Source organism: Rhizobium sp. M10, assembly GCF_002531955.1.
In the GTDB taxonomy this organism is placed as follows: domain Bacteria; phylum Pseudomonadota; class Alphaproteobacteria; order Rhizobiales; family Rhizobiaceae; genus Rhizobium; species Rhizobium etli_C.
In genome coordinates, this window is record NZ_NWTA01000002.1 from 556,663 (window position 1) to 576,352 (window position 19,690).

The 19,690-nt window shown below is 61.7% G+C and carries 17 protein-coding genes; 9 read left to right on the forward strand and 8 right to left on the reverse strand.

Annotated elements, in window-relative coordinates; translation table 11 throughout:
• Nucleotides 1-51 precede the first annotated feature (51 nt).
• A complete protein-coding gene (gene metH / locus CO671_RS04510; protein WP_097604796.1) occupies nucleotides 52-3,825 on the forward strand; it encodes a methionine synthase in 3,774 nt (1,257 codons plus the stop codon).
• A 197-nt stretch (nucleotides 3,826-4,022) separates the two neighbouring features.
• Complete coding sequence (locus CO671_RS04515; protein ID WP_097604798.1) at nucleotides 4,023-4,256, forward strand: type II toxin-antitoxin system prevent-host-death family antitoxin; 234 nt, start codon at nucleotides 4,023-4,025, stop codon at nucleotides 4,254-4,256.
• 162 nt (nucleotides 4,257-4,418) lie between these two features.
• Here CO671_RS04515 and CO671_RS04520 read toward each other — a convergent pair whose 3' ends face one another.
• The 3 genes from CO671_RS04520 to CO671_RS33645 form a co-directional block, all read right to left on the reverse strand.
• On the reverse strand, nucleotides 4,419-5,183 hold the full coding sequence (locus CO671_RS04520) for a GntR family transcriptional regulator (protein WP_016733629.1): 765 nt from the start codon (nucleotides 5,181-5,183) through the stop codon (nucleotides 4,419-4,421).
• Complete coding sequence (locus CO671_RS04525) at nucleotides 5,180-6,064, reverse strand: N-acetylglucosamine kinase (RefSeq protein WP_097604801.1); 885 nt, start codon at nucleotides 6,062-6,064, stop codon at nucleotides 5,180-5,182. The genes CO671_RS04520 and CO671_RS04525 overlap by 4 nt, the downstream gene beginning before the upstream one ends.
• A 150-nt stretch (nucleotides 6,065-6,214) precedes the next feature.
• Nucleotides 6,215-6,376 (reverse strand): hypothetical protein, encoded by a 162-nt coding sequence (locus CO671_RS33645; protein ID WP_170964923.1) that lies wholly within the window; start codon nucleotides 6,374-6,376, stop codon nucleotides 6,215-6,217.
• 219 nt (nucleotides 6,377-6,595) lie between these two features.
• On the opposite strand from CO671_RS33645, the gene CO671_RS04530 reads away from it, so the two are divergent.
• The 5 genes from CO671_RS04530 to CO671_RS04555 all read left to right on the forward strand — a co-directional run bounded on the left by CO671_RS04530 (nucleotide 6,596) and on the right by CO671_RS04555 (nucleotide 11,932).
• The gene (locus CO671_RS04530) at nucleotides 6,596-7,855 is read left to right on the forward strand and encodes an ABC transporter substrate-binding protein (protein WP_097604804.1); all 1,260 of its coding nucleotides are present in this window, start codon (nucleotides 6,596-6,598) and stop codon (nucleotides 7,853-7,855) included.
• Nucleotides 7,856-8,065: 210 nt separating this feature from the next.
• Nucleotides 8,066-9,013, forward strand: a complete 948-nt coding sequence (locus tag CO671_RS04540) for a sugar ABC transporter permease (protein WP_097604807.1) — start codon at nucleotides 8,066-8,068, stop codon at nucleotides 9,011-9,013.
• A 9-nt stretch (nucleotides 9,014-9,022) separates the two neighbouring features.
• Nucleotides 9,023-9,862: a carbohydrate ABC transporter permease gene (locus CO671_RS04545; protein WP_097604810.1), complete on the forward strand. Its 840-nt coding sequence runs from the start codon at nucleotides 9,023-9,025 to the stop codon at nucleotides 9,860-9,862.
• A complete protein-coding gene (locus CO671_RS04550) occupies nucleotides 9,859-10,920 on the forward strand; it encodes a Gfo/Idh/MocA family oxidoreductase (protein WP_097604813.1) in 1,062 nt (353 codons plus the stop codon). Before CO671_RS04545 ends, CO671_RS04550 begins: the two co-directional genes overlap by 4 nt.
• Nucleotides 10,921-10,930: 10 nt before the next feature.
• The gene (locus CO671_RS04555; protein ID WP_097604816.1) at nucleotides 10,931-11,932 is read left to right on the forward strand and encodes an ABC transporter ATP-binding protein; all 1,002 of its coding nucleotides are present in this window, start codon (nucleotides 10,931-10,933) and stop codon (nucleotides 11,930-11,932) included.
• Nucleotides 11,933-12,008: 76 nt separating this feature from the next.
• On the opposite strand, the gene CO671_RS04560 is transcribed toward CO671_RS04555, so the two are convergent.
• From CO671_RS04560 to CO671_RS04580, 5 genes are all read right to left on the reverse strand, one after another.
• Nucleotides 12,009-13,070, reverse strand: a complete 1,062-nt coding sequence (locus tag CO671_RS04560; protein WP_097604819.1) for an ABC transporter ATP-binding protein — start codon at nucleotides 13,068-13,070, stop codon at nucleotides 12,009-12,011.
• Nucleotides 13,071-13,082: 12 nt separating this feature from the next.
• The gene (locus tag CO671_RS04565; protein ID WP_097604821.1) at nucleotides 13,083-13,871 is read right to left on the reverse strand and encodes an ABC transporter permease; all 789 of its coding nucleotides are present in this window, start codon (nucleotides 13,869-13,871) and stop codon (nucleotides 13,083-13,085) included.
• The gene (locus tag CO671_RS04570; protein WP_097604824.1) at nucleotides 13,868-14,761 is read right to left on the reverse strand and encodes an ABC transporter permease subunit; all 894 of its coding nucleotides are present in this window, start codon (nucleotides 14,759-14,761) and stop codon (nucleotides 13,868-13,870) included. Before CO671_RS04570 ends, CO671_RS04565 begins: the two co-directional genes overlap by 4 nt.
• A gap of 70 nt (nucleotides 14,762-14,831) precedes the next feature.
• Complete coding sequence (locus CO671_RS04575) at nucleotides 14,832-15,935, reverse strand: ABC transporter substrate-binding protein (protein ID WP_097604826.1); 1,104 nt, start codon at nucleotides 15,933-15,935, stop codon at nucleotides 14,832-14,834.
• 189 nt (nucleotides 15,936-16,124) lie between these two features.
• Nucleotides 16,125-16,997, reverse strand: coding sequence for a MurR/RpiR family transcriptional regulator (locus CO671_RS04580; RefSeq protein WP_010032517.1), 873 nt, complete (start codon nucleotides 16,995-16,997; stop codon nucleotides 16,125-16,127).
• Between the two features lie 169 nt (nucleotides 16,998-17,166).
• Here CO671_RS04580 and CO671_RS04585 point away from each other — a divergent pair, with 169 nt between their 5' ends.
• Together CO671_RS04585 and CO671_RS04590 are read left to right on the forward strand one after the other, a co-directional pair.
• Complete coding sequence (locus tag CO671_RS04585) at nucleotides 17,167-17,937, forward strand: N-formylglutamate amidohydrolase (protein WP_010032518.1); 771 nt, start codon at nucleotides 17,167-17,169, stop codon at nucleotides 17,935-17,937.
• A gap of 120 nt (nucleotides 17,938-18,057) precedes the next feature.
• Nucleotides 18,058-19,614 carry an amino acid permease gene (locus CO671_RS04590; RefSeq protein ID WP_097604829.1) on the forward strand — a complete coding sequence of 519 codons (1,557 nt, stop codon included), beginning with the start codon at nucleotides 18,058-18,060 and terminating at the stop codon, nucleotides 19,612-19,614.
• The last annotated feature ends 76 nt before the right edge of the window (nucleotides 19,615-19,690 follow it).

Genomic DNA, 19,690 nt, shown 5'->3' on the forward strand with positions numbered 1-19,690 from the left:
TATCTTTATGTGATTTGGATTGTCTGGTCTTACGACGTCAAGGAGCCTCCCGTGTTTGACAACCTCTTTGGTCCGGAAACGGGCAAGCGTGACGGCAATGAAGTTTTCGCAGCGCTGCGCAAAGCCGCGAGCGAACGCATCCTCGTCCTCGACGGCGCCATGGGCACGCAGATCCAGGGGCTCGGCTATGACGAAGACCAGTTCCGCGGCACCCGCTTCATCGGCTGCGCCTGCCACCAGAAGGGCAATAACGACCTTCTGATCCTGACCCAGCCGGATGCGATCGAAGAGATCCACTATCGCTACGCCAAAGCCGGCGCCGATATTCTCGAGACCAACACCTTCTCCTCGACCCGCATCGCCCAGGCCGATTACGAGATGGAAGGCGCGGTCTACGACCTCAACAAGGAGGGTGCCGAGATCGTCCGCCGCGCGGCACTGCGCGCCGAGCGCGAGGACGGCCGCCGCCGCTTCGTCGCCGGCGCCATCGGCCCGACCAACCGCACCGCCTCGATCTCGCCCGACGTCAACAATCCCGGTTTCCGCGCCGTCACCTTCGACGATCTGCGCTCCGCCTATGGCGAACAGATCGACGGTCTGATCGACGGCGGCGCCGACATCATCCTGATCGAGACGATCTTCGATACGCTGAATGCCAAGGCGGCGATCTTCGCCTGCGAGGAACGCTTCGAGGCCAAGGGCGTGCGCCTGCCGGTGATGATCTCCGGGACGATCACCGACCTTTCCGGCCGCACGCTCTCCGGCCAGACGCCGTCGGCCTTCTGGAACTCGGTGCGCCACGCCAATCCCTTCACGATCGGGCTGAACTGCGCGCTCGGCGCCAATGCGATGCGCCCGCATCTGCAGGAACTTTCGGGCGTCGCCGACACCTTCATCTGCGCCTATCCGAACGCCGGCCTGCCGAACGAATTCGGCCAGTACGATGAAACGCCGGAGCTGATGGCGGCGCAGATCGACAGCTTCGCCCGCGAAGGCCTCGTCAATATCGTCGGCGGCTGCTGCGGCTCGACGCCGGAGCACATCCGGGCGATCGCCGAGACCGTCGCCAAGTACAAGCCGCGGCCGATTCCCGAGCATCGCCCCTTCATGTCGCTGTCGGGCCTCGAACCCTTCGAGCTGACCAAGGACATTCCCTTCGTCAATGTCGGCGAGCGCACCAACGTCACCGGCTCGGCGAAGTTCCGCAAGCTGATCACCAATGCCGATTATACGGCCGCGCTCGATGTCGCCCGCGACCAGGTCGAGAACGGCGCCCAGGTGATCGACATCAACATGGACGAGGGCCTGATCGATTCCGAAAAGGCGATGGTCGAGTTCTTGAACCTGATCGCCGCCGAGCCCGATATCGCCCGCGTGCCCGTGATGATCGACAGTTCGAAATTCTCGATCATCGAGTCCGGCCTGAAGCGGGTGCAGGGCAAGCCGATCGTCAACTCGATCTCGTTGAAGGAAGGCGAGGAGAATTTCCTTGCTCAGGCCAGGCTCCTGCACAATTACGGCGCGGCCGTCGTCGTCATGGCCTTCGACGAGACGGGGCAGGCCGACAATTACCAGCGCAAGGTCGATATCTGCACCCGCGCCTATAAGCTTTTGACCGAAAAGATCGGTTTCCCGCCCGAGGACATCATCTTCGACCCGAACATCTTCGCGGTGGCGACCGGCATCGAAGAGCACAATAATTACGGCGTCGACTTCATCGAGGCGACGCGGACGATCCGTGAGCGCATGCCGCTCGTGCATATCTCTGGCGGCGTCTCGAACCTGTCCTTCTCGTTCCGCGGCAACGAACCCGTGCGCGAGGCGATGCACGCCGTGTTCCTCTACCACGCCATTCAGGCGGGCATGGACATGGGCATCGTCAATGCCGGCCAGCTGGCGGTCTACGACAATATCGATGCGGAACTGCGCGAGGCCTGTGAGGACGTGGTGCTGAACCGTCGGCCCGACGGCACCGAGCGGCTGCTCGAAGTCGCCGAACGTTTCCGCGGTGCCGGCGCCAGGGAAGGCCGCGTCCAGGATCTCTCCTGGCGCGAATGGAGTGTCGAGAAGCGCCTCGAACATGCGCTGGTCAACGGCATCACCGAATTTATCGAGGCCGATACCGAAGAAGCGCGCCAGCAGGCCGCCCGGCCGCTGCACGTCATCGAAGGGCCGCTGATGGCCGGCATGAACGTCGTCGGCGATCTCTTCGGCTCGGGCAAGATGTTCCTGCCGCAGGTGGTCAAATCGGCGCGCGTCATGAAGCAGGCTGTCGCCGTGCTGCTGCCCTATATGGAAGAGGAAAAGCGCCTCAACGGCGGCGAAGAACGTCGTTCGGCCGGCAAGATCCTGATGGCGACGGTCAAGGGCGACGTGCACGATATCGGCAAGAACATTGTCGGCGTCGTACTGGCCTGCAACAATTACGAGATCGTCGATCTCGGCGTCATGGTGCCGGCGACGAAGATCCTCGAAACGGCGATCGCCGAAAAGGTCGATGTCATCGGCCTTTCCGGCCTGATCACGCCGTCGCTCGACGAGATGGTGCATGTCGCGGCCGAGATGGAGCGGCAGGGTTTCGAGATCCCGCTGCTGATCGGCGGCGCGACCACCAGCCGCGTGCATACGGCGGTGAAGATCCACCCCGGCTACAACAAGGGCCAGGCGATCTACGTCACCGATGCGAGCCGCGCCGTCGGCGTCGTCTCGGCGCTGCTGTCGCCGGAGACGCGCCAGGGCTATGTCGACGATACAAGAGCCGAATATGCCAAGGTGGCGGCCGCGCATGCGCGCAGCGAAGCCGAGAAGGTGCGGCTGCCATTGCCGCGGGCGCGAGAGAATGCCCATAAGATCGACTGGCCGGCCTACCAGCCGACGAAGCCGCAATTCTTCGGCACGCGGGTGTTCGAGGATTACGATCTAGCCGACCTTGCGAAGTACATCGACTGGACGCCGTTCTTCCAGACCTGGGAGTTGCGCGGCCGTTTCCCTGCCATCCTCGAGGACGAGAAGCAGGGCGAGGCGGCGCGGGCGCTCTGGGCCGATGCGCAGGCGATGCTGAAGAAGATCATCGACGAGAAGTGGTTCCGGCCGCGCGCCGTCATCGGCTTCTGGCCGGCCGGCGCCGTCGGGGACGATATCCGCCTGTTCACTGACGAGAGCCGCAGCCAGGAGCTGGCTACCTTCTACACGTTGCGCCAGCAGCTTTCGAAGCGGGACGGACGGGCGAATGTGGCGCTCTCGGATTTCGTGGCGCCCGTCACAAGCGGTGTGCAGGATTATGTCGGCGGTTTCGTCGTGACGGCCGGCATCGAGGAGATCGCCATCGCCGAACGCTTCGAACGGGCGAACGACGATTATTCCTCGATCCTCGTCAAGGCGCTGGCCGACCGCTTTGCCGAAGCCTTTGCCGAGCGCATGCACGAGCAGGTGCGGCGCGAATATTGGGGCTATGCCAGGGATGAGCACCTCAGCAACGAGGACCTCATCGGCGAAGCCTATGCCGGCATCCGTCCGGCGCCAGGCTATCCCGCTCAGCCCGACCACACCGAGAAAAAGACGCTCTTCAAGCTGCTCGATGCGGAACGCACTGCGGGCGTGAAGCTGACGGAAAGCTATGCGATGTGGCCGGGCTCATCCGTCTCCGGTCTCTATATCGGCCACCCCGACTCCTATTATTTCGGCGTCGCCAAGGTGGAGCGCGATCAGGTGGAAGACTATGCCAAGCGCAAGGGCATGGAAGTTTCCGAAGTCGAGCGCTGGCTCGGACCGGTGCTCAACTACGTGCCGCGCAAGGCGGACGAAGCGATCGAGGACGCGGCCTGATTTGGCGAGTGTTCACAGCCGCTTGAGGCGGCGTGCTCAAGGATTGATTCAGTGAATCGAGAAGCCGGGAAGTGATTCACTTTCCGGCTTTATGCTTTTGGTATGCTTCGATAATCATCCCGCGTTCTAGCTTTTGAATTCGATAGCGGAATTGATGTTGTAATGGCATTTTCTGCCAAGCAGCGAATGAGGCCGCGATGCAAGTTACTATCCATGCCGCGAAGGCCAATCTATCGAAATTGATCGACGCCGCGCTTTCCGGTCAAGAAGTGGTGATCGCTAGGGGACGCAAACCTGTCGTGAAGATCATTCCGATTGTGCAATCTTCCTTCAAGATCGGCCTGCTCAAGGGGCTGGTTGCTGGAAATGGGCCTGACTTTTTCGAGCCCATGGATAAGGGTGACCTTGCGGCCTGGGAAGGGGTCGAGTGAATTCCCTTCTACTCGATACCCATGCCTGGGCATGGGCGCTGACCGGCGATAAACGGCTTTCACCGCCAATGCCATGCTTAATGGGATACCGATTATCTCCGCCGATGCGATCTTCGACGAACTCGCCGGAAACCAGCTTTGGATCGCCCGCTTCTGGTAGGCTCAGGTCACCCCGATCGTCAGTTCGGCGACGAAATCATAGGCGTCGCCGCGATAGAGCGAGCGGGTGAACTCAACGGCGCGGCCGGAGCCGAGATAGGAGATACGCTCGATCGACAGGCCGGCGGCGCCGACGGGGACGCCGAGAAGCTGGGCGTCTGCTTCCTTCATGTTGGTTGCGGAAATGCGCTGCACGGCGCGCACAGGGCGGACCTGGAGGCGTTCGAGTTCGGCGTAGAGCGAATTGGTGACGACGGACGGATCGGGCAGGAATTCACCGGAGACGCTGGCATTCTCGATCGCCAGCGGCTGATCATCGGCGATGCGCAGGCGGGAGAGGCGCGAAACTTTCACGTCGGTGCCGAGACCGAGAATCATCATCTCGTCGGGCGAGGGGGTGTGGACACCCTTGTGCAGCCATTCGGAGCGGGAAGTCATCCCGCGGCGCGCCATGTCCTCGGTGAAGGAGGTGAGCTGCGACAGGCGCTGCTCGACCTTGGAGACCGGTTTGGCGACGAAGGTGCCCGACCCGTGGCGGCGCACCAAGAGGCCGTCGGCGACGAGTTCGTCGATCGCCTTGCGCACGGTGACGCGGCTGACAGCGGCGAATTCGGCGATATCACGTTCCGGCGGCAGCGCATCACCGTGACCGAGCGTGCCGGTGCGCACGGCCTCTTCGAGCGTGCGGCGCAGCTTGACATAGAGCGGGCCGGTGCCGGCGGCCTGCAGGCGCTGCAGGGACAGGAGGGTAGCGAGGTCGTCGGTCATGCCGCACCTCTCTGCCGGTCGTTCAAAAGCTTGACGGCGAGTTCCACCGCACCCTGCAGGGCATCGCCCTTGGGGCTGGCAAGCCGCGATCTGTAACGTTCGGAAAGCCACGGCTCATAGGCTCCGGCAAGGCCGCCGAGCAGGCAGATCGACGGGCATTCGGGCCAGAGCAGCGCGTCAAGGCTTTCGCCGATCGCCGTTGCCGCATCCGTGACGATGCCGACCGCGACGGCATCGCCCTTGGCCGCATGGTCGAAGACGATAGGCGCATAGCGGGCAAAATCCGTCGGTCTTGCCGAATGCGCGAATTCGACGACGCGCTCCGGGTCGTTGCCGTATTCGCTCATCAGCGCTTCGGTGATCGCAGAAGCCGGGCGCACGCCGTCATGGGAAAGTAGAGAACGCTCCATGAGGTCGCGGCCGAGGCGGGCGCCGCTCGCCTGGTCGCCGACGACGAAGCCCCAGCCGCCGATGCCGTTCAGCCGGCCATTTTTGCGGGCATTATAGACCGAGCCGGTGCCGAAGGCGCCGACGATGCCGTCGGAGTCGCCGAGCGCGCCCTGCAGGGCGATCAGCGCATCGGTGACGACCCGGCCTTCGGCAAAGGGCAGGGCCTTTTCGATTCGCTGGCCATAATCCGTGACATTGGCGCCGGCGACGCCGACGACCGAGGCAACCGACGAGATTGTTTCATCGGCAAGCCCGGCATCGCGCAGCGCTTGCCGGGCGGATTCGACGATGTTGAGAAGAGAGTTTTCCAGGTCGGACAGGATGTTGGCCGGGCCTGCTTTGCCGCGGCCGATGATATTGCCGTTTCTGTCTGCGACCGCGGCCCGGCAGCTCGTTCCGCCGCCGTCTATGCCGATTGCAAGCTCCGTCATCGGGCCTCCGAATGTGCCGTTCCCCGCGTTTTTTAATACAATACCAAAAAAATACCATTTACCAAGTGGGAAAGATGGAGAAAATTCGTCTTTTTATCATATTGATTTTATTGATTAAAATTATTTAATAAATTTTTGGAGGGCGAAAAGTTAAAATCGACTGGACAATTGGTATTTTTTTGGCCTTAATTCGGTAAAAGGGAACAGCACATCGAAGCCAACGAAAACCGGCAGCAAAGCCAAGTTGGAACCGCTTCGAAGATGATCGAGAACGACCCCGCCGCCTGTCAGGCCGGTGGCGAAGTTCAGCATCCATCGGTTTTTCCCGATCGATTTTGCCGCGCCCGATGCAGGTGATGGGGCAGCGCGCAGTCCGGCCGCAAGCGATCCCGCCTTTGCGTCCGTCGAGCTTTCGGGGCCGGCAGGTGCTGGCGGCCCTCCAAGAGGCGTTGGGTGTTTCCTCAAGCACGCCAATTGCTTGTTTCAGATCGAAAACAGCGCCTTGCGGCGCTCAAAACACAGGAGAGGGAAATGAAAAACACTGCTCTGAAAAGCCTGCTGCTTGCCTCCAGCCTGCTGACGTCGGCCGGTCTCGTGCATGCCGCCGACGTTACGCTGACGGTCGAAAGCTGGCGCAATGACGACCTGCAGATCTGGCAGGAGAAGATCATTCCGGCCTTCGAAGCGAAGAACCCGGGCATCAAGATCGTCTTCTCGCCGACCGCGCCGACCGAATACAACGCCTCGCTGAACGCCAAGCTCGATGCCGGCTCGGCAGGCGACATCATCACCTGCCGTCCGTTCGACGCCTCGCTCGAACTCTTCAACAAGAAGCAGCTCGTCGACATCACCAGCCTGCCGGGTATGGAGAACTTCTCGCCGGTCGCCAAGGCCGCCTGGACGACCGATGACGGCAAGTCGACCTTCTGCGTGCCGATGGCATCGGTCATCCATGGCTTCATCTACAACAAGGATGCCTTCGACAAGCTCGGCATCTCCGTGCCGAAGACCCAGGACGAGCTCTACGCAGCGCTCGACAAGATCAAGACGGACGGCACCTATATCCCGCTCGCCATGGGCACGAAGGACCTCTGGGAAGCCGCCACCATGGGCTACCAGAACATCGGCCCGAACTACTGGAAGGGTGAAGAGGGCCGCGAAGCCCTGATTGCGGGCAAGCAGAAGCTGACCGATCCGGAATGGGTCAAGCCCTATGAGGAGCTTGCCAAGTGGAAGCCCTATCTCGGCGACGGTTTCGAAGCGCAGACCTACTCGGACAGCCAGAACCTCTTCACGCTCGGCCGCGCCGCGATCTATCCGGCCGGCTCGTGGGAGATTGCGCTGTTCAACACGCAGGCGCAGTTCAAGATGGGCGCCTTCCCGCCGCCGGTTCCGAAGGCCGGCGACACGGGCTACATCTCCGACCATCCCGATATCGGCGTTGCCCTGAATTCGAAGAGCAAGCATGCCGAGGAAGCCAAGAAATTCCTCAGCTGGGTCGCTTCGCCCGAGTTCGCCGATATTTACGCCAATGCGCTGCCGGGCTTCTTCAGCCTGAACTCCACCCCGGTCAAGATGTCCGATCCGCTCGCTCAGGAATTCGTTTCCTGGCGCGGCCCGTACAAGTCGACCGTGCGCTCGACCTATCAGATCCTGTCGCGCGGCACGCCGAACCTTGAAAACGAGACCTGGGTCGAGTCGGCCAACGTGATCAACGGCACAGATACGCCGCAGGTCGCTGCCGAAAAGCTCCAGAAGGGCCTCGACAGCTGGTACAAGCCGGCCAAGTGACGATGCGGAGGGGCGGCGTTTGCAGCCCCTCATCCGGCCTGCCGGCCACCTTCTCCCCGCTCGCGGGGAGAAGGAGACTCGCAGCGACCTCCCAGAGCCCAATGTCATCAGGGCGTGTACCCTCTTCCAGGCGGATAGAGGGTTAGGGCGGGAGCATATTTTCCATCTCAGCTGCGCCTCGCGGCCATTCGACAAGAACAGGCAAAAGCCATGAGCGAAACCGACAAGGCGATCGATATCGTCCCGATCAAGCGCCCGGTGCGCTGGCACATCTTCGTCTTCATGCTGCCCGCGGTGATCGTCTATTCCGCCGTCATGGTGCTGCCGCTCATCGAGACGCTCAGGCTTTCGCTCTACAATACGGTCGACGGTCAGCCGGCCTTCGTCGGGCTCGCGAATTTCAAGGTGCTGTTCGGCGATCCGCGCTGGGCGCGTGATTTCTGGAATGCGCTCGTCAACAACCTCATCTTCTTCGCCATCCATATGTGCGTGCAGAACCCGATCGGCATTGCGCTTGCTGCCCTGCTTTCGGTGCCGAAACTGCGCGGGGTGGCCTTCTACCGCACGGCGATATTCCTGCCGACGCTGCTTTCCTTCGTCATCGTCGGCTTCATCTGGAAGCTGATCCTGTCGCCGATCTGGGGGGTGGCGCCCTGGATGCTCGATCTGATCGGGTTGAAATTCCTGTTCGCGCCCTGGCTCGGCAAGCCTGGCTCGGCGCTGATCGCCGTGTCGCTGATCTCCAACTGGCAATATATCGGCATCCCGATGATGCTGATCTATGCTGCGCTGCTCAGCATTCCCGAAGAGGTGATCGAGGCGGCCGAGTGCGACGGCATCACCGGCTGGGCGCAATTCTGGAAGATCAAGCTGCCGCTCATCCTGCCGGCGATCGGCATCATCTCGATCCTGACCTTCGTCGGCAATTTCAATGCCTTCGACCTGATCTACACCGTGCAGGGGGCGCTTGCCGGGCCCGACATGTCGACCGACATTCTCGGCACGCTGCTCTACCGCACCTTCTTCGGTTTCCAGCTGCAGCTCGGCGACCGCTCGATGGGCGCGACGATCGCTACCGTGATGTTCCTCATCATCCTCGCCGGCGTCTCGCTTTATCTCTTCGTCATCCAGCGGCGCATGCGTCGCTACCAGTTCTGAGGAGCGCGCATGTCCAAGGCACGCACATCTCCCATCCGCACCGGCCTCGTGCATCTGGCGCTCTCCGCCTACACGCTGGTCGCGCTGTTTCCTGTCTTCCTGACCATCGTCAACTCGTTCAAGGATCGCGCTTCGATCTTCCGCGCGCCTTTGATGATCCCGACGCCGTCGACCTTCAGCCTGGTCGGTTATCAGACGGTGCTGGGGCAGGGCGATTTTGCCACCTATTTCCAGAACAGCTTCATCGTGACCATTATCTCGATCCTGCTGGTGCTGCTGTTCGGCGCCATGGCGGCCTTCGCGCTGTCGGAATACCGTTTCCGCGGCAATGCGCTGCTCGGGCTCTATATGGCGATCGGCATCATGATCCCGATCCGTCTCGGCACGGTGGCGATCCTGCAGGGCATGGTGGCGGCCGGCCTCGTCAATACGCTGACGGCGCTGATCCTCGTCTATACCGCGCAGGGCATACCGCTGGCGATCTTCATCCTGTCGGAGTTCATGCGCACGGTTTCCGATGATCTCAAGAATGCCGGTCGCATCGACGGGCTTTCCGAATACGCGATTTTCTTCCGTCTGGTGCTGCCGCTGGTGCGCCCGGCCATGGCAACCGTCGCTGTCTTCACGATGATCCCGATCTGGAACGATCTCTGGTTCCCGCTGATCCTGGCGCCCTCCGAGGCCACGAAGACGGTCACGCTCGGCTCGCAGATCTTCATCGGCCAGTTCGTCACCAACTGGAATGCGGTGCTGGCGGCACTGTCGCTGGCGATCCTGCCGATCCTCGTCCTCTACGTCATCTTCTCGCGGCAGCTGATCCGCGGCATCACCTCGGGAGCCGTCAAGTGAGCCAGGAAAAACCGATCCGCGTTCTCGTTGCCGGTCTCGGCAATATGGGCCGCAGCCATGCGCTCGCCTATCACAACAATCCCGGCTTCGAGATCGTCGGTCTCGTCAACCGCTCGACGCCGAAGCTGGAGCCCGAGCTGCAGGCCTATACGGTTCATCCCGATTTCATGACGGCGCTGGCCGAGCTGGAGCCGGACCTCTGCTCGATCAACACCTATTCCGACAGCCATGCCGATTATGCCGTCGCCGCCTTCGAGGCCGGCTGCGACGTCTTCGTCGAAAAGCCGCTGGCGACCACCGTCGCCGACGCCGAGCGTGTCGTGGCGGCGGCGAAGAAGGCGGGGCGCAAGCTGGTGATCGGCTATATCCTTCGGCATCACCCGTCCTGGACGAAGCTGATCGAGGAAGCGCGCAAGCTTGGTCCGCCTTACGTCTTCCGCATGAACCTTAACCAGCAGTCCAGCGGCCCGACCTGGGCGACGCACAAGTCGCTGATGCAGACGACCTCACCGATCGTCGATTGCGGCGTGCATTATATCGACGTCATGTGCCAGATCACCGATGCCAGGGCGGTCGAGGTGCGCGGCATGGGACTGCGGCTCTCCGATGAGATCGTCGCCGGGATGTATAATTATGGCCACCTGCAGGTGCTTTTCGAAGACGGTTCGGTCGGCTGGTACGAGGCCGGCTGGGGGCCGATGATTTCGGAGACCGCCTTCTTCGTGAAGGACGTGATGTCGCCGAAGGGGGCGGTGTCGATCGTCATGGATCCGAACGCCAAGTCCGACGATATCGACACGCACACCAAAACCTCGGTGATCCGTCTGCACACGGCCGAGACCGGCCCGGACGGCAAATTCATCCGGCCCGACCAGGATATGAGGATGACGGGCGAGCCCGGTCATCAGGCGCTCTGCGACCTGGAACAGGCCTTCATGCTGAGGGCGATCCGCGAGGATCTCAACCTCGACCGCCATATGGCGGATGCGGTGGCGTCGCTGCGCATCTGCCTTGCCGCCGACGAGAGCGTGCGTACCGGCCAGCCGGTCAGATTGTAAGGAAAAATCAGTGGGATCGCTTCAACTCAAATCCATCCGCAAGACCTATGGCACGCATGAAGTGCTGAAGGGCATCGACCTTGAAGTCAAAGACGGCGAATTCGTCATCTTCGTCGGGCCGTCGGGCTGCGGGAAGTCGACGCTCTTGCGCAGCATTGCAGGCCTCGAGGACGTCTCCTCGGGCGCCGTCGTCATCAATGGCCGCGACGAGACGCTGACGCCGCCGGCCAAGCGCGGCATCGCCATGGTGTTCCAGTCCTATGCGCTCTATCCGCATCTGACGGTCAAGGACAATATGGGCCTCGGCCTCAAGCAGGCGGGCACGCCCAAGAACGAGATCGACAGCCGTGTCGGCAAGGCTTCCGGCATGCTGTCGCTCGCGCCCTATCTGGCACGGCGTCCGGCCGAACTCTCCGGCGGTCAGCGCCAGCGCGTCGCGATCGGCCGCGCCATCGTGCGCGAACCGGAACTCTTCCTGTTCGACGAGCCGCTGTCGAACCTCGATGCGGCGCTGCGCGTTCAGACCCGCCTCGAAATCGCCCGGCTGCACCGTAGCCTGAAGGCGACGATGATCTATGTCACCCATGACCAGGTCGAGGCGATGACGCTGGCCGACAAGATCGTCGTGCTGAATGCCGGCACGATCGAGCAGATCGGCTCGCCGATGGAGCTTTACAATCGCCCGGCCAATGTATTCGTCGCCGGCTTCATCGGTTCGCCGCAGATGAATTTCATCGCGGGGGAGAAGGTCGGCGACCACAGCGCCAAGACGATCGGCGTGCGTCCCGAGCATATGACGCTGTCGCGCGAGCAGGGGAGCTGGGCGGCGAAGGTCGTGCATGTCGAGCATCTCGGCGCCGACACGATCATCTATCTGGAATCCGATCAGTACGGCCTGCTGACGGCACGCCTCTTCGGCGAGCACCAGTACGAGCCCGACGAGATCGTCTATGCGACGCCGGACCAGGCGCGTGTGCATCGCTTCGACGCGGATGACCGGGCGATCCGCTGAACGATCCCATCATTCCGAGCGATGAAAAAAGGCGCCGTTTTCGCGGCGCCTTTTTGCATGAACGGTATGCGCGAAATCAGTCGCGGATGACCAGCAGATCAGCTGCCATAAAGCGCAGCGTCACGGTTTCGCCGGCCTGCGGCGGGGTGACGCCGGGGCTGTTGAACATGTCGAAGGAGATGACGTTGCCGCCGACATTCATGCGGGTGCGGATGACCGAGCCGAGGAAGTGGGCCGAGACGACCTGGCCGGTCAACGCGGTGTCGCTTCTGGCGGTGTCGGAAAGCGAGCCCGCTTCCGGGCGCAGCGCCAGCGAGATGGTTTCGTCGGCCTTGTGAGCTGCGACCGACTGCTTCAGTGTGATCTTCTGATCACCGATCTGGATGCGGTTGGCGTCGGGATCGACGACCTTGGCCTCGATCAGGTTCAGCGTGCCGACGAAGGAGGCGACGAAGCGCGTGGCCGGCTTGTTGTAGATCTCGAAGGGCGAGCCGATCTGGTCGGCCTTGCCGGCATTCATCACCACGATGCGATCGGAGATCGACAAGGCTTCTTCCTGATCGTGGGTGACGAAAACGGTGGTGATGCCGAGCTGCTGCTGGATCTGGCGGATTTCCTCGCGTAGCGACACGCGGATCTTGGCGTCGAGGGCCGACAGCGGCTCGTCGAGCAGCAGCACCTGCGGTTTCACCGCGAGCGCGCGGGCAAGGGCGACGCGCTGCTGCTGGCCGCCCGACAGCTGGTAGGGATAGCGGTCGGCCAGGTGATCGAGCTTGATCAAGCCGAGCATCTCCTTGACGCGGGCGTCGATCTCAGGCTTCGGCGCGCCGGCGACCTTAAGGCCGAAGGCGACATTGTCGTGCACGGACATGTTGGGGAATAGCGCATAGGCCTGGAAGACCATGCCGATATTGCGCTGGTTCGGCTTCAGCGCGCTCTGGTCCTTGCCGTTGATGGTCAGCGTGCCGCCGGTCGGCGTTTCGAAGCCGGCGATCATGCGCAGCACGGTCGTCTTGCCGCAGCCCGACGGCCCGAGGAAGGAGATGAATTCGCCCTTCTCGATGTTCATGTTGAAATTCTTGACGACCTGGACCGGGCCGAAGGATTTCTGGATGTTGTTCAGTGTGAGAAAAGACATGAGCCAGTTACCTTAAGCCTTTGCCGGGCGGGCTTTGCCGAAACGGGAAACGAGATTGAGCAGGCCCATGCTGAGCCAGGTGATCGAGAAGGCGATGACGGCGAGTGCCGAAGGCTCATAGGCCTTGTTGGCGCCGACGAGCTGCAGGTAGGGGCCGAAGGCCGGGCGGTTGAGCAGGGCGGCGAAGGTGAACTCGCCCATGACGATCGCGAGCGTGATGAAGGCGCCGGAGAGCACGCCGCTCATGACATTAGGGAAGATGCAGCGGAACATGATGGTCGTCCAGCGGGCACCGAGGCTTTCGGCCGCCTCCGTCAGCGTGCGGACGTCGATGGCGCGCATGGCGGTATCGACGGCGCGGTACATGTAGGGCAGCGACAGAGTGATATAGGAGAAGACCAGCAGGGCGTTGGTGCCGGTCGTCGAACCCGTCAAGGGCAGGTAGGACGACGAGTTGTACATTCTGAGGTAGCCGAAGACGATGACGATCGCCGGAATGACCAGCGGCAGCAGCGTGATGAATTCGACGACCGGGCGCATCTGCGGCAGCCGCAGCCGCACCCAATAGGCCGTCGGCACGACGAGCAGCATGCCGAAGACGATGGTCAGCAGCGCCATCAGCATGGAGTAGCCGAAGGTCTCGCGGAACTGGGCGTCCGAGAAGACCGACTGATAGGCGTCGAGGCTGTATTCGCCGCGGCGCATGCGTAGCGAAAACTCGATCGTGCCGAGCAGCGGAATGATGAAATAGGATGCGCCGAGAATGATGGCGATCCAGGCTCCAAGGCGTTGTGTTTTCATTTCTGCCACCGCTCGGCGCGCATGCGCAGCATGAGGTAAAGGACGTTGGAGACGCCTGTGATGACGATCATGCCGAGGGCGATGGCGTAACCAAGATTGGCGTTGTGCAGAACGTCGCCGCGGATCTGCGCGTAGAGCAGGATCGGCACGATGTTGAGCGAGCTGCCGGTCAGCGCGAAGGCGGTGGCGATGGCGCCGAAGGCGTTGGCGAAGAGCAGGAGCGTGGTGCCGAGCAGGCTCGGCCAGAGGATCGGCAGGGCAACCATCGTCCAGTATTGCCGGTTGGTGGCGCCGAGAATCTCAGAGGCCTCGCGCCATTCCTTCTTCATGCCGTCGAGTGCCGGCGTCAGGATGAGCACCATCAGCGGGATCTGGAAATACATATAGGTGATGGTGAGACCGAAGAAGGACAGCAGGTTGAAGCCGGTGCCGTAGAGATTGAAGTCGAACCATTCCCTGAGGAAGACCGTCACGAGGCCCGTGCGGCCGAGTGTTGCCAGGAAGGCGAAGGCAAGCGGCACGCCGGCGAAATTCGAGGCGACGCCGGAAAAGGTCAGCAGCGTCGAGCGCACCGAGGCGGGCAGACCGCCGAGCACGACGGCCCAGGCGAGGAAGAAGCCGATCAGCGCGCCGCCGAGAGCGGACGCCACCGAGACCTTGATACTGATCCAGTAGGCGCTCATGATCGATGGAGTAAAGAGATCGCCGATATTCTTCAGCGTGAAATCGCCCTCGGGCGTCAGGAATGCGCCCGCCACGAGATAGAGCGTGGGGATGATCAGGAACAGCAGAGAAAAAATGATGAAGGGTGCAATGCCCAGCCAGTCGATCACGCGGTCTTTGTTGATCAAGGGGGCGCTGCTCACCATCGGCGTTGAAACGGTACTCATGAAAAGCTCATCCTGGGCATCGGAGTGAGAAAACCTCCCCGCCTTTGGGGCGGGGAGGCAGGATCGGAGTTTACTTAACGTTGGCGCCGACGACGCTATCCCAGTTCTTGGTGATAGCTTCCTTGCCGGCGGCCTGCTCTTCGAGCGTCGGGAAGACAGCCTTTTCATAGGCTGCTGCCGGCGGCAGCTTGTCGAGCAGTTCCTTCGGGATCTTGTTGTTCTTGGCAAGATCGTTGAAGCGGATGGGGTGGCAATATCCCTTCAGCCAGCCGAGCTGACCTTCGTCGGAATAGAGGTATTCCATCCAGAGCTTGGCAGCGTTCGGGTGCGGAGCGAAGGCGGAGATCGCCTGGACGTAGACGCCGGCGACGACGCCCGTCTTCGGAACGACGACTTCGAACGGCGGGTTGCCCTTCAGGCTTTCACCCCAGGACATTGCGTTGTAGTCCCAGGCGACGATGATCGGCGTGGAGCCCTGCGCGAAGGGAGCAGCCTTGCCGACGACGGGCACGAAATTGCCGTTCTTGTTCAGTTCGGCGAAGAATTTCAGGCCTTCTTCGCCTGCCTTGGCGGCGTCGCCGCCCGATGCGGAAAGACCAGCGGCATAAACGCCCTGGACAGCCTGGTTGGCGGTGCGCGGGTCACCTGCCAGCGCGACGCTGTTTGCATAGTCGCTCTTCTTCAGGTCGGCCCAGTCGGCCGGCGATTCCTTGACGAGGTCCTTGTTCACGAGGAACGAGAGAACGCCGTAATAGTCGCCGTACCAGTAGCCTTCGGCATCCTTGGCGCTGTCCGGGATCGAATCCCAGGTGGAGACCTTGTAAGGCTGGATCAGGCCGTCCTTCTTGGCGGACGGGCCGAAGGAGAGGCCGACGTCGATGACATCGGGGGCCTGCGGGCCGGTGTTGCCCTTGTTGGCCTTGATCGCTTCGATTTCGTCGCCCGAGCCGGCATCCGGGTTCAGCTCGTTGACTTCGAGGCCATACTTGGCCTTGAAGCCGGCAATGACGTCGCCGTAGCCGCACCAGTCGTGCGGGAGAGCGATCGTGGTCAGCGTGCCTTCCTTCTTGGCGGCAGCGATAAGTTCTGCGCTCGGTTCTGCAGCGGCAATCGCGGTCGAAGCCACGATCATCGCAGTAGAAAGCGACAGAAGTCGAGAAATGTTAGAGATCACTGTTGTTCTCCTTCGGGTTTTCAGTGTCTGGCGATGCTGTTAATGAGCTTACATGAAGCTTGTGTGACGGCTGCATGACGGTGGTTTTGCATGAATAGCAGGCGCTTGTGACAGATGTTTCATTTGCGACAGCGCGGTCTGTTTCCGCAAAAATCCGCCATTGTTTTTCCTCCCTTTGGTCTTGTCCTCCTAACCCGGTTTGCGGAAGAGCTTGCTCTGCTCGAACAAGCCCTCCAGTGTCTTCATGCGTTCCTTCGTCTCATCCCAGGTGGAGTTCTGAACGGCCTCGATCAGCGCCTCGACGATGAAGAGAGTGACGACGGAGGAATCCCAGGCCGACGGCGCTTCGATCCGGACGCGGAAGGCGTGGCGGGCAAGTTTGGCGGCGGGTGAACCCCATTGATCGGTGAAGACGACGATTTCGGCGCCGCGCTTTCGGGCGGCGGTGGCGAGGCTCACCATCTCCTGCTCGTAGCGGCGGATGTCGAAGATGATCAGAATGTCGCCGGCATTCATGTTGAGGACATATTGCGGCCAGCTGCTGGAATTCGCCGACAGCAGCGTCGTCGCCGGCCGGATCACCTGCATATGGGTGAAGAAATATTCGGCAAGCGCGCCGGTGATGCGGCCGCCGACGAAATAGAGGCCGCGCTTGCGATTGGAAAGCAGCGAAGCAACGCTGTCGAAGGTCGCGGTGTCGAGATCGGTCAGCGTCTGGCGCAGATTGCCCATGATCGCATCGGCAAAACGGTTGAGAATATGGGTGCCCGGCGCGTTCTGCGCCCAGCGATCGTGCTTGGCGATCGGGTTGGAGATGGTCGCCTCGACCTCCAGATGCAAATGCGCCTGAAAGTCCGGATAGCCCTTGAAGCCGAGCTTCTGCACCATGCGCACCACGGTCGGCGTCGAGACCCCCGCATTCTCGGCGATTGTGGTGATGCTGCCGAGGCCGGAAACCGGATAATTGTCGAGAAGGCTTTCGGCCAGTTGCTTTTCAGCACGCGTCAACAGCCCGAAATGCGAGTGTATGACGTCCGAAACCGTCTTCGACGCAACTGTCACCTGATTGCTCCCCGGGATGGTCTGGCGCCATTTTCCCAATCGAAGTTAACAACGCTGTCACAATCCATGTCAACTGCTGTCATGAAAAGAAATTTTCAGAGAATGCTTGACACTCGTCAGAACCTGAAGAATTCTTTTCTAATAAGGAATTTGTTAAGGAGTGGCGCCTTTGGTGCTGGCCCGGCCGAAAATCCTCAGTGAAGCCGACGGCGATTGCGTCGGGATCGAACGCGCCGGCGGCCGGAGCCCGGTGCTTCTCGTCTGTGAGCATGCTTCGAACACGCTTCCCGTCCAATTCGGCGATCTTGGCCTGCCAGGCGAAGCGCTCGCGAGCCATATTGCCTGGGATCCGGGGGCGCTTTCGGTCGCCCGCGGCATATCGCAGGGGCTCGATGCGACGCTCGTCTACCAGCGTTTCTCCCGGCTCATCTACGATTGCAACCGGCCGCCGAGCTCGCCCGGCGCCATGCCTGAGAAAAGCGAGATCTATGCCATTCCCGGCAACAAGGATCTGACCGCCGAGGAACGGCTTGCGCGTACCGACGCGCTCTACGTGCCTTTTCACGACGCCGTTCGCGGGCTGATCCGCGATCGCCGGGCGAGGGGGCAGGACAGCGTCATCGTGACGATCCACAGCTTCACACCGATTTATCACGGCCGCGAACGTGCGGTCGAGCTCGGCATATTGCACGATGAGGACAGCCGGCTTGCCGACCGCATGCTGGACGCCGCCGCCGAGGCACCGCTCTACAGGACGGAACGCAATCAGCCTTACGGACCCGAGGACGGCGTGACCCACACGCTGATCCTGCACGGGCTTTCGAACGGTTTGCGCAATGTAATGATCGAGGTCCGCAACGACCTCATTTCAGACGATGTCGGCCAAGGGGTCATGGCCGACTATCTAAAGGGGCTGCTCCAGCAAAGTCTGGACGCCTGATAAAAAAAGAAGACCCGAGGGAGCAGTTTAACTGCGGACGTCCGCACGGCGCAAATGCCGCGGGCAATTGGCACTGAACCGGCCCGCAATCCCGCGGCCGGTCGTGAACAGGGGGAAGTCATGTCGGACTATACCGATCTGGACAAGAAGCAGGATGTGCACATCCTGCATTCCATGGGCTATGCCCAGGAACTCGAACGACGAATGAGCTCATTCTCGAATTTCGCCGTCTCATTTTCCATCATCTGCATTCTCTCCGGCGGCATCAACTCGCTGGCGCAGGCGACCTCCGGTGCCGGCGGTGCGGCGATCGGCATCGGCTGGCCTGTGGGATGCTTCATCTCGCTCGTCTTCGCCATCGCCATGGCGCAGATCAGCTCGGCCTATCCGACGGCCGGCGGCCTCTACCACTGGGGATCGATCCTCGGCAACCGCTTCACCGGCTGGCTGACCGCCTGGTTCAACCTGCTCGGTCTCGTCACCGTGCTCGGCGCCATCAATGTCGGCACCTATTATTTCTTCATGGGCGCGTTCGGCACCAGCTATCTCGGGCTGACTGACTCGACGACGGTGCGTATCCTCTTCCTCGTGATCATCACCGGCGCGCAGGCGCTCGTGAACCATATGGGCATCGGACTGACCGCGAAGCTGACCGACTTTTCCGGTTATCTGATCTTCGCGACGTCGATCGCTCTGGCGGCCGTCTGCCTCATCGCGGCGCCCTCCTACGAGATCGGCCGCCTTTTTACCTTCGCCAACTATTCCGGTGAAGTCGGCGGCAACGTCTGGCCCTCCACCTCGGGCGCCTGGGTCTTCCTTCTCGGACTGCTGCTGCCGATCTACACCATCACCGGTTATGACGCCTCGGCCCATACCTCGGAAGAGACGGTCAAAGCCGCAGAATCGGTTCCGCGCGGCATGGTTTCGTCGGTGCTGTGGTCGGCGCTGTTCGGCTATATCATGCTGTGCGCCTTCGTGCTGATGCTGCCGAACATGGACGACGCGGCAATACAGGGCTGGAACGTGTTCTTCTGGGCGATGGACAGCCAGGTCAATCCTGTCGTCAAGGACATCCTCTATCTCGCGATCTTCATCAGCCAGTGGCTGTGCGGCCTTGCGACCGTCACTTCGGTCTCCCGCATGATCTTCGCCTTCTCGCGTGACGGCGGCCTGCCGGCGTCGAAGGCGCTGTCGAAAGTCAGCCCCCAGTACCGCACGCCGGTCGCTGCGATCTGGACCGGTTCGATCTTGTCGGTCCTATTCGTCTGGGGTTCGTCGCTGGTGTCGATCGGTGATACGCCGGTCTATACTATCGTCGTCTCGTGCACGGTCATCTTCCTGTTCTTCTCCTTCGCGATCCCGATCACGCTCGGTCTGTTCGCCTGGGGGACAGCGAAGTGGGACAAGATGGGGCCGTGGAATCTCGGCGAAGGCATGTTCAAGCTCTTCGCAGTGCTCAGCGTCATCGCGATGATCCTGATCTTCGTTCTCGGCATCCAGCCGCCGAACGGGTGGGCACTCTACATCACCGTCGGTTTCCTCGTGGTCACGGCGATCGTCTGGTTCGGCTTCGAAAGCCGTCGTTTCAAGGGTCCGCCGATCGGTGCTGAAGTGGCAAAGCGCCAAGCCGAGATCGCGGCTGCCGAAGCGGCTGTCGGCGAAAGCGGCGAAAACTAGGCGTCGACACTTCCCTCTCGAATGGCGGGGCCGCTCCTGCGGCCCCGCCACCGGTTCAACGAAAAGGCATCAGGCC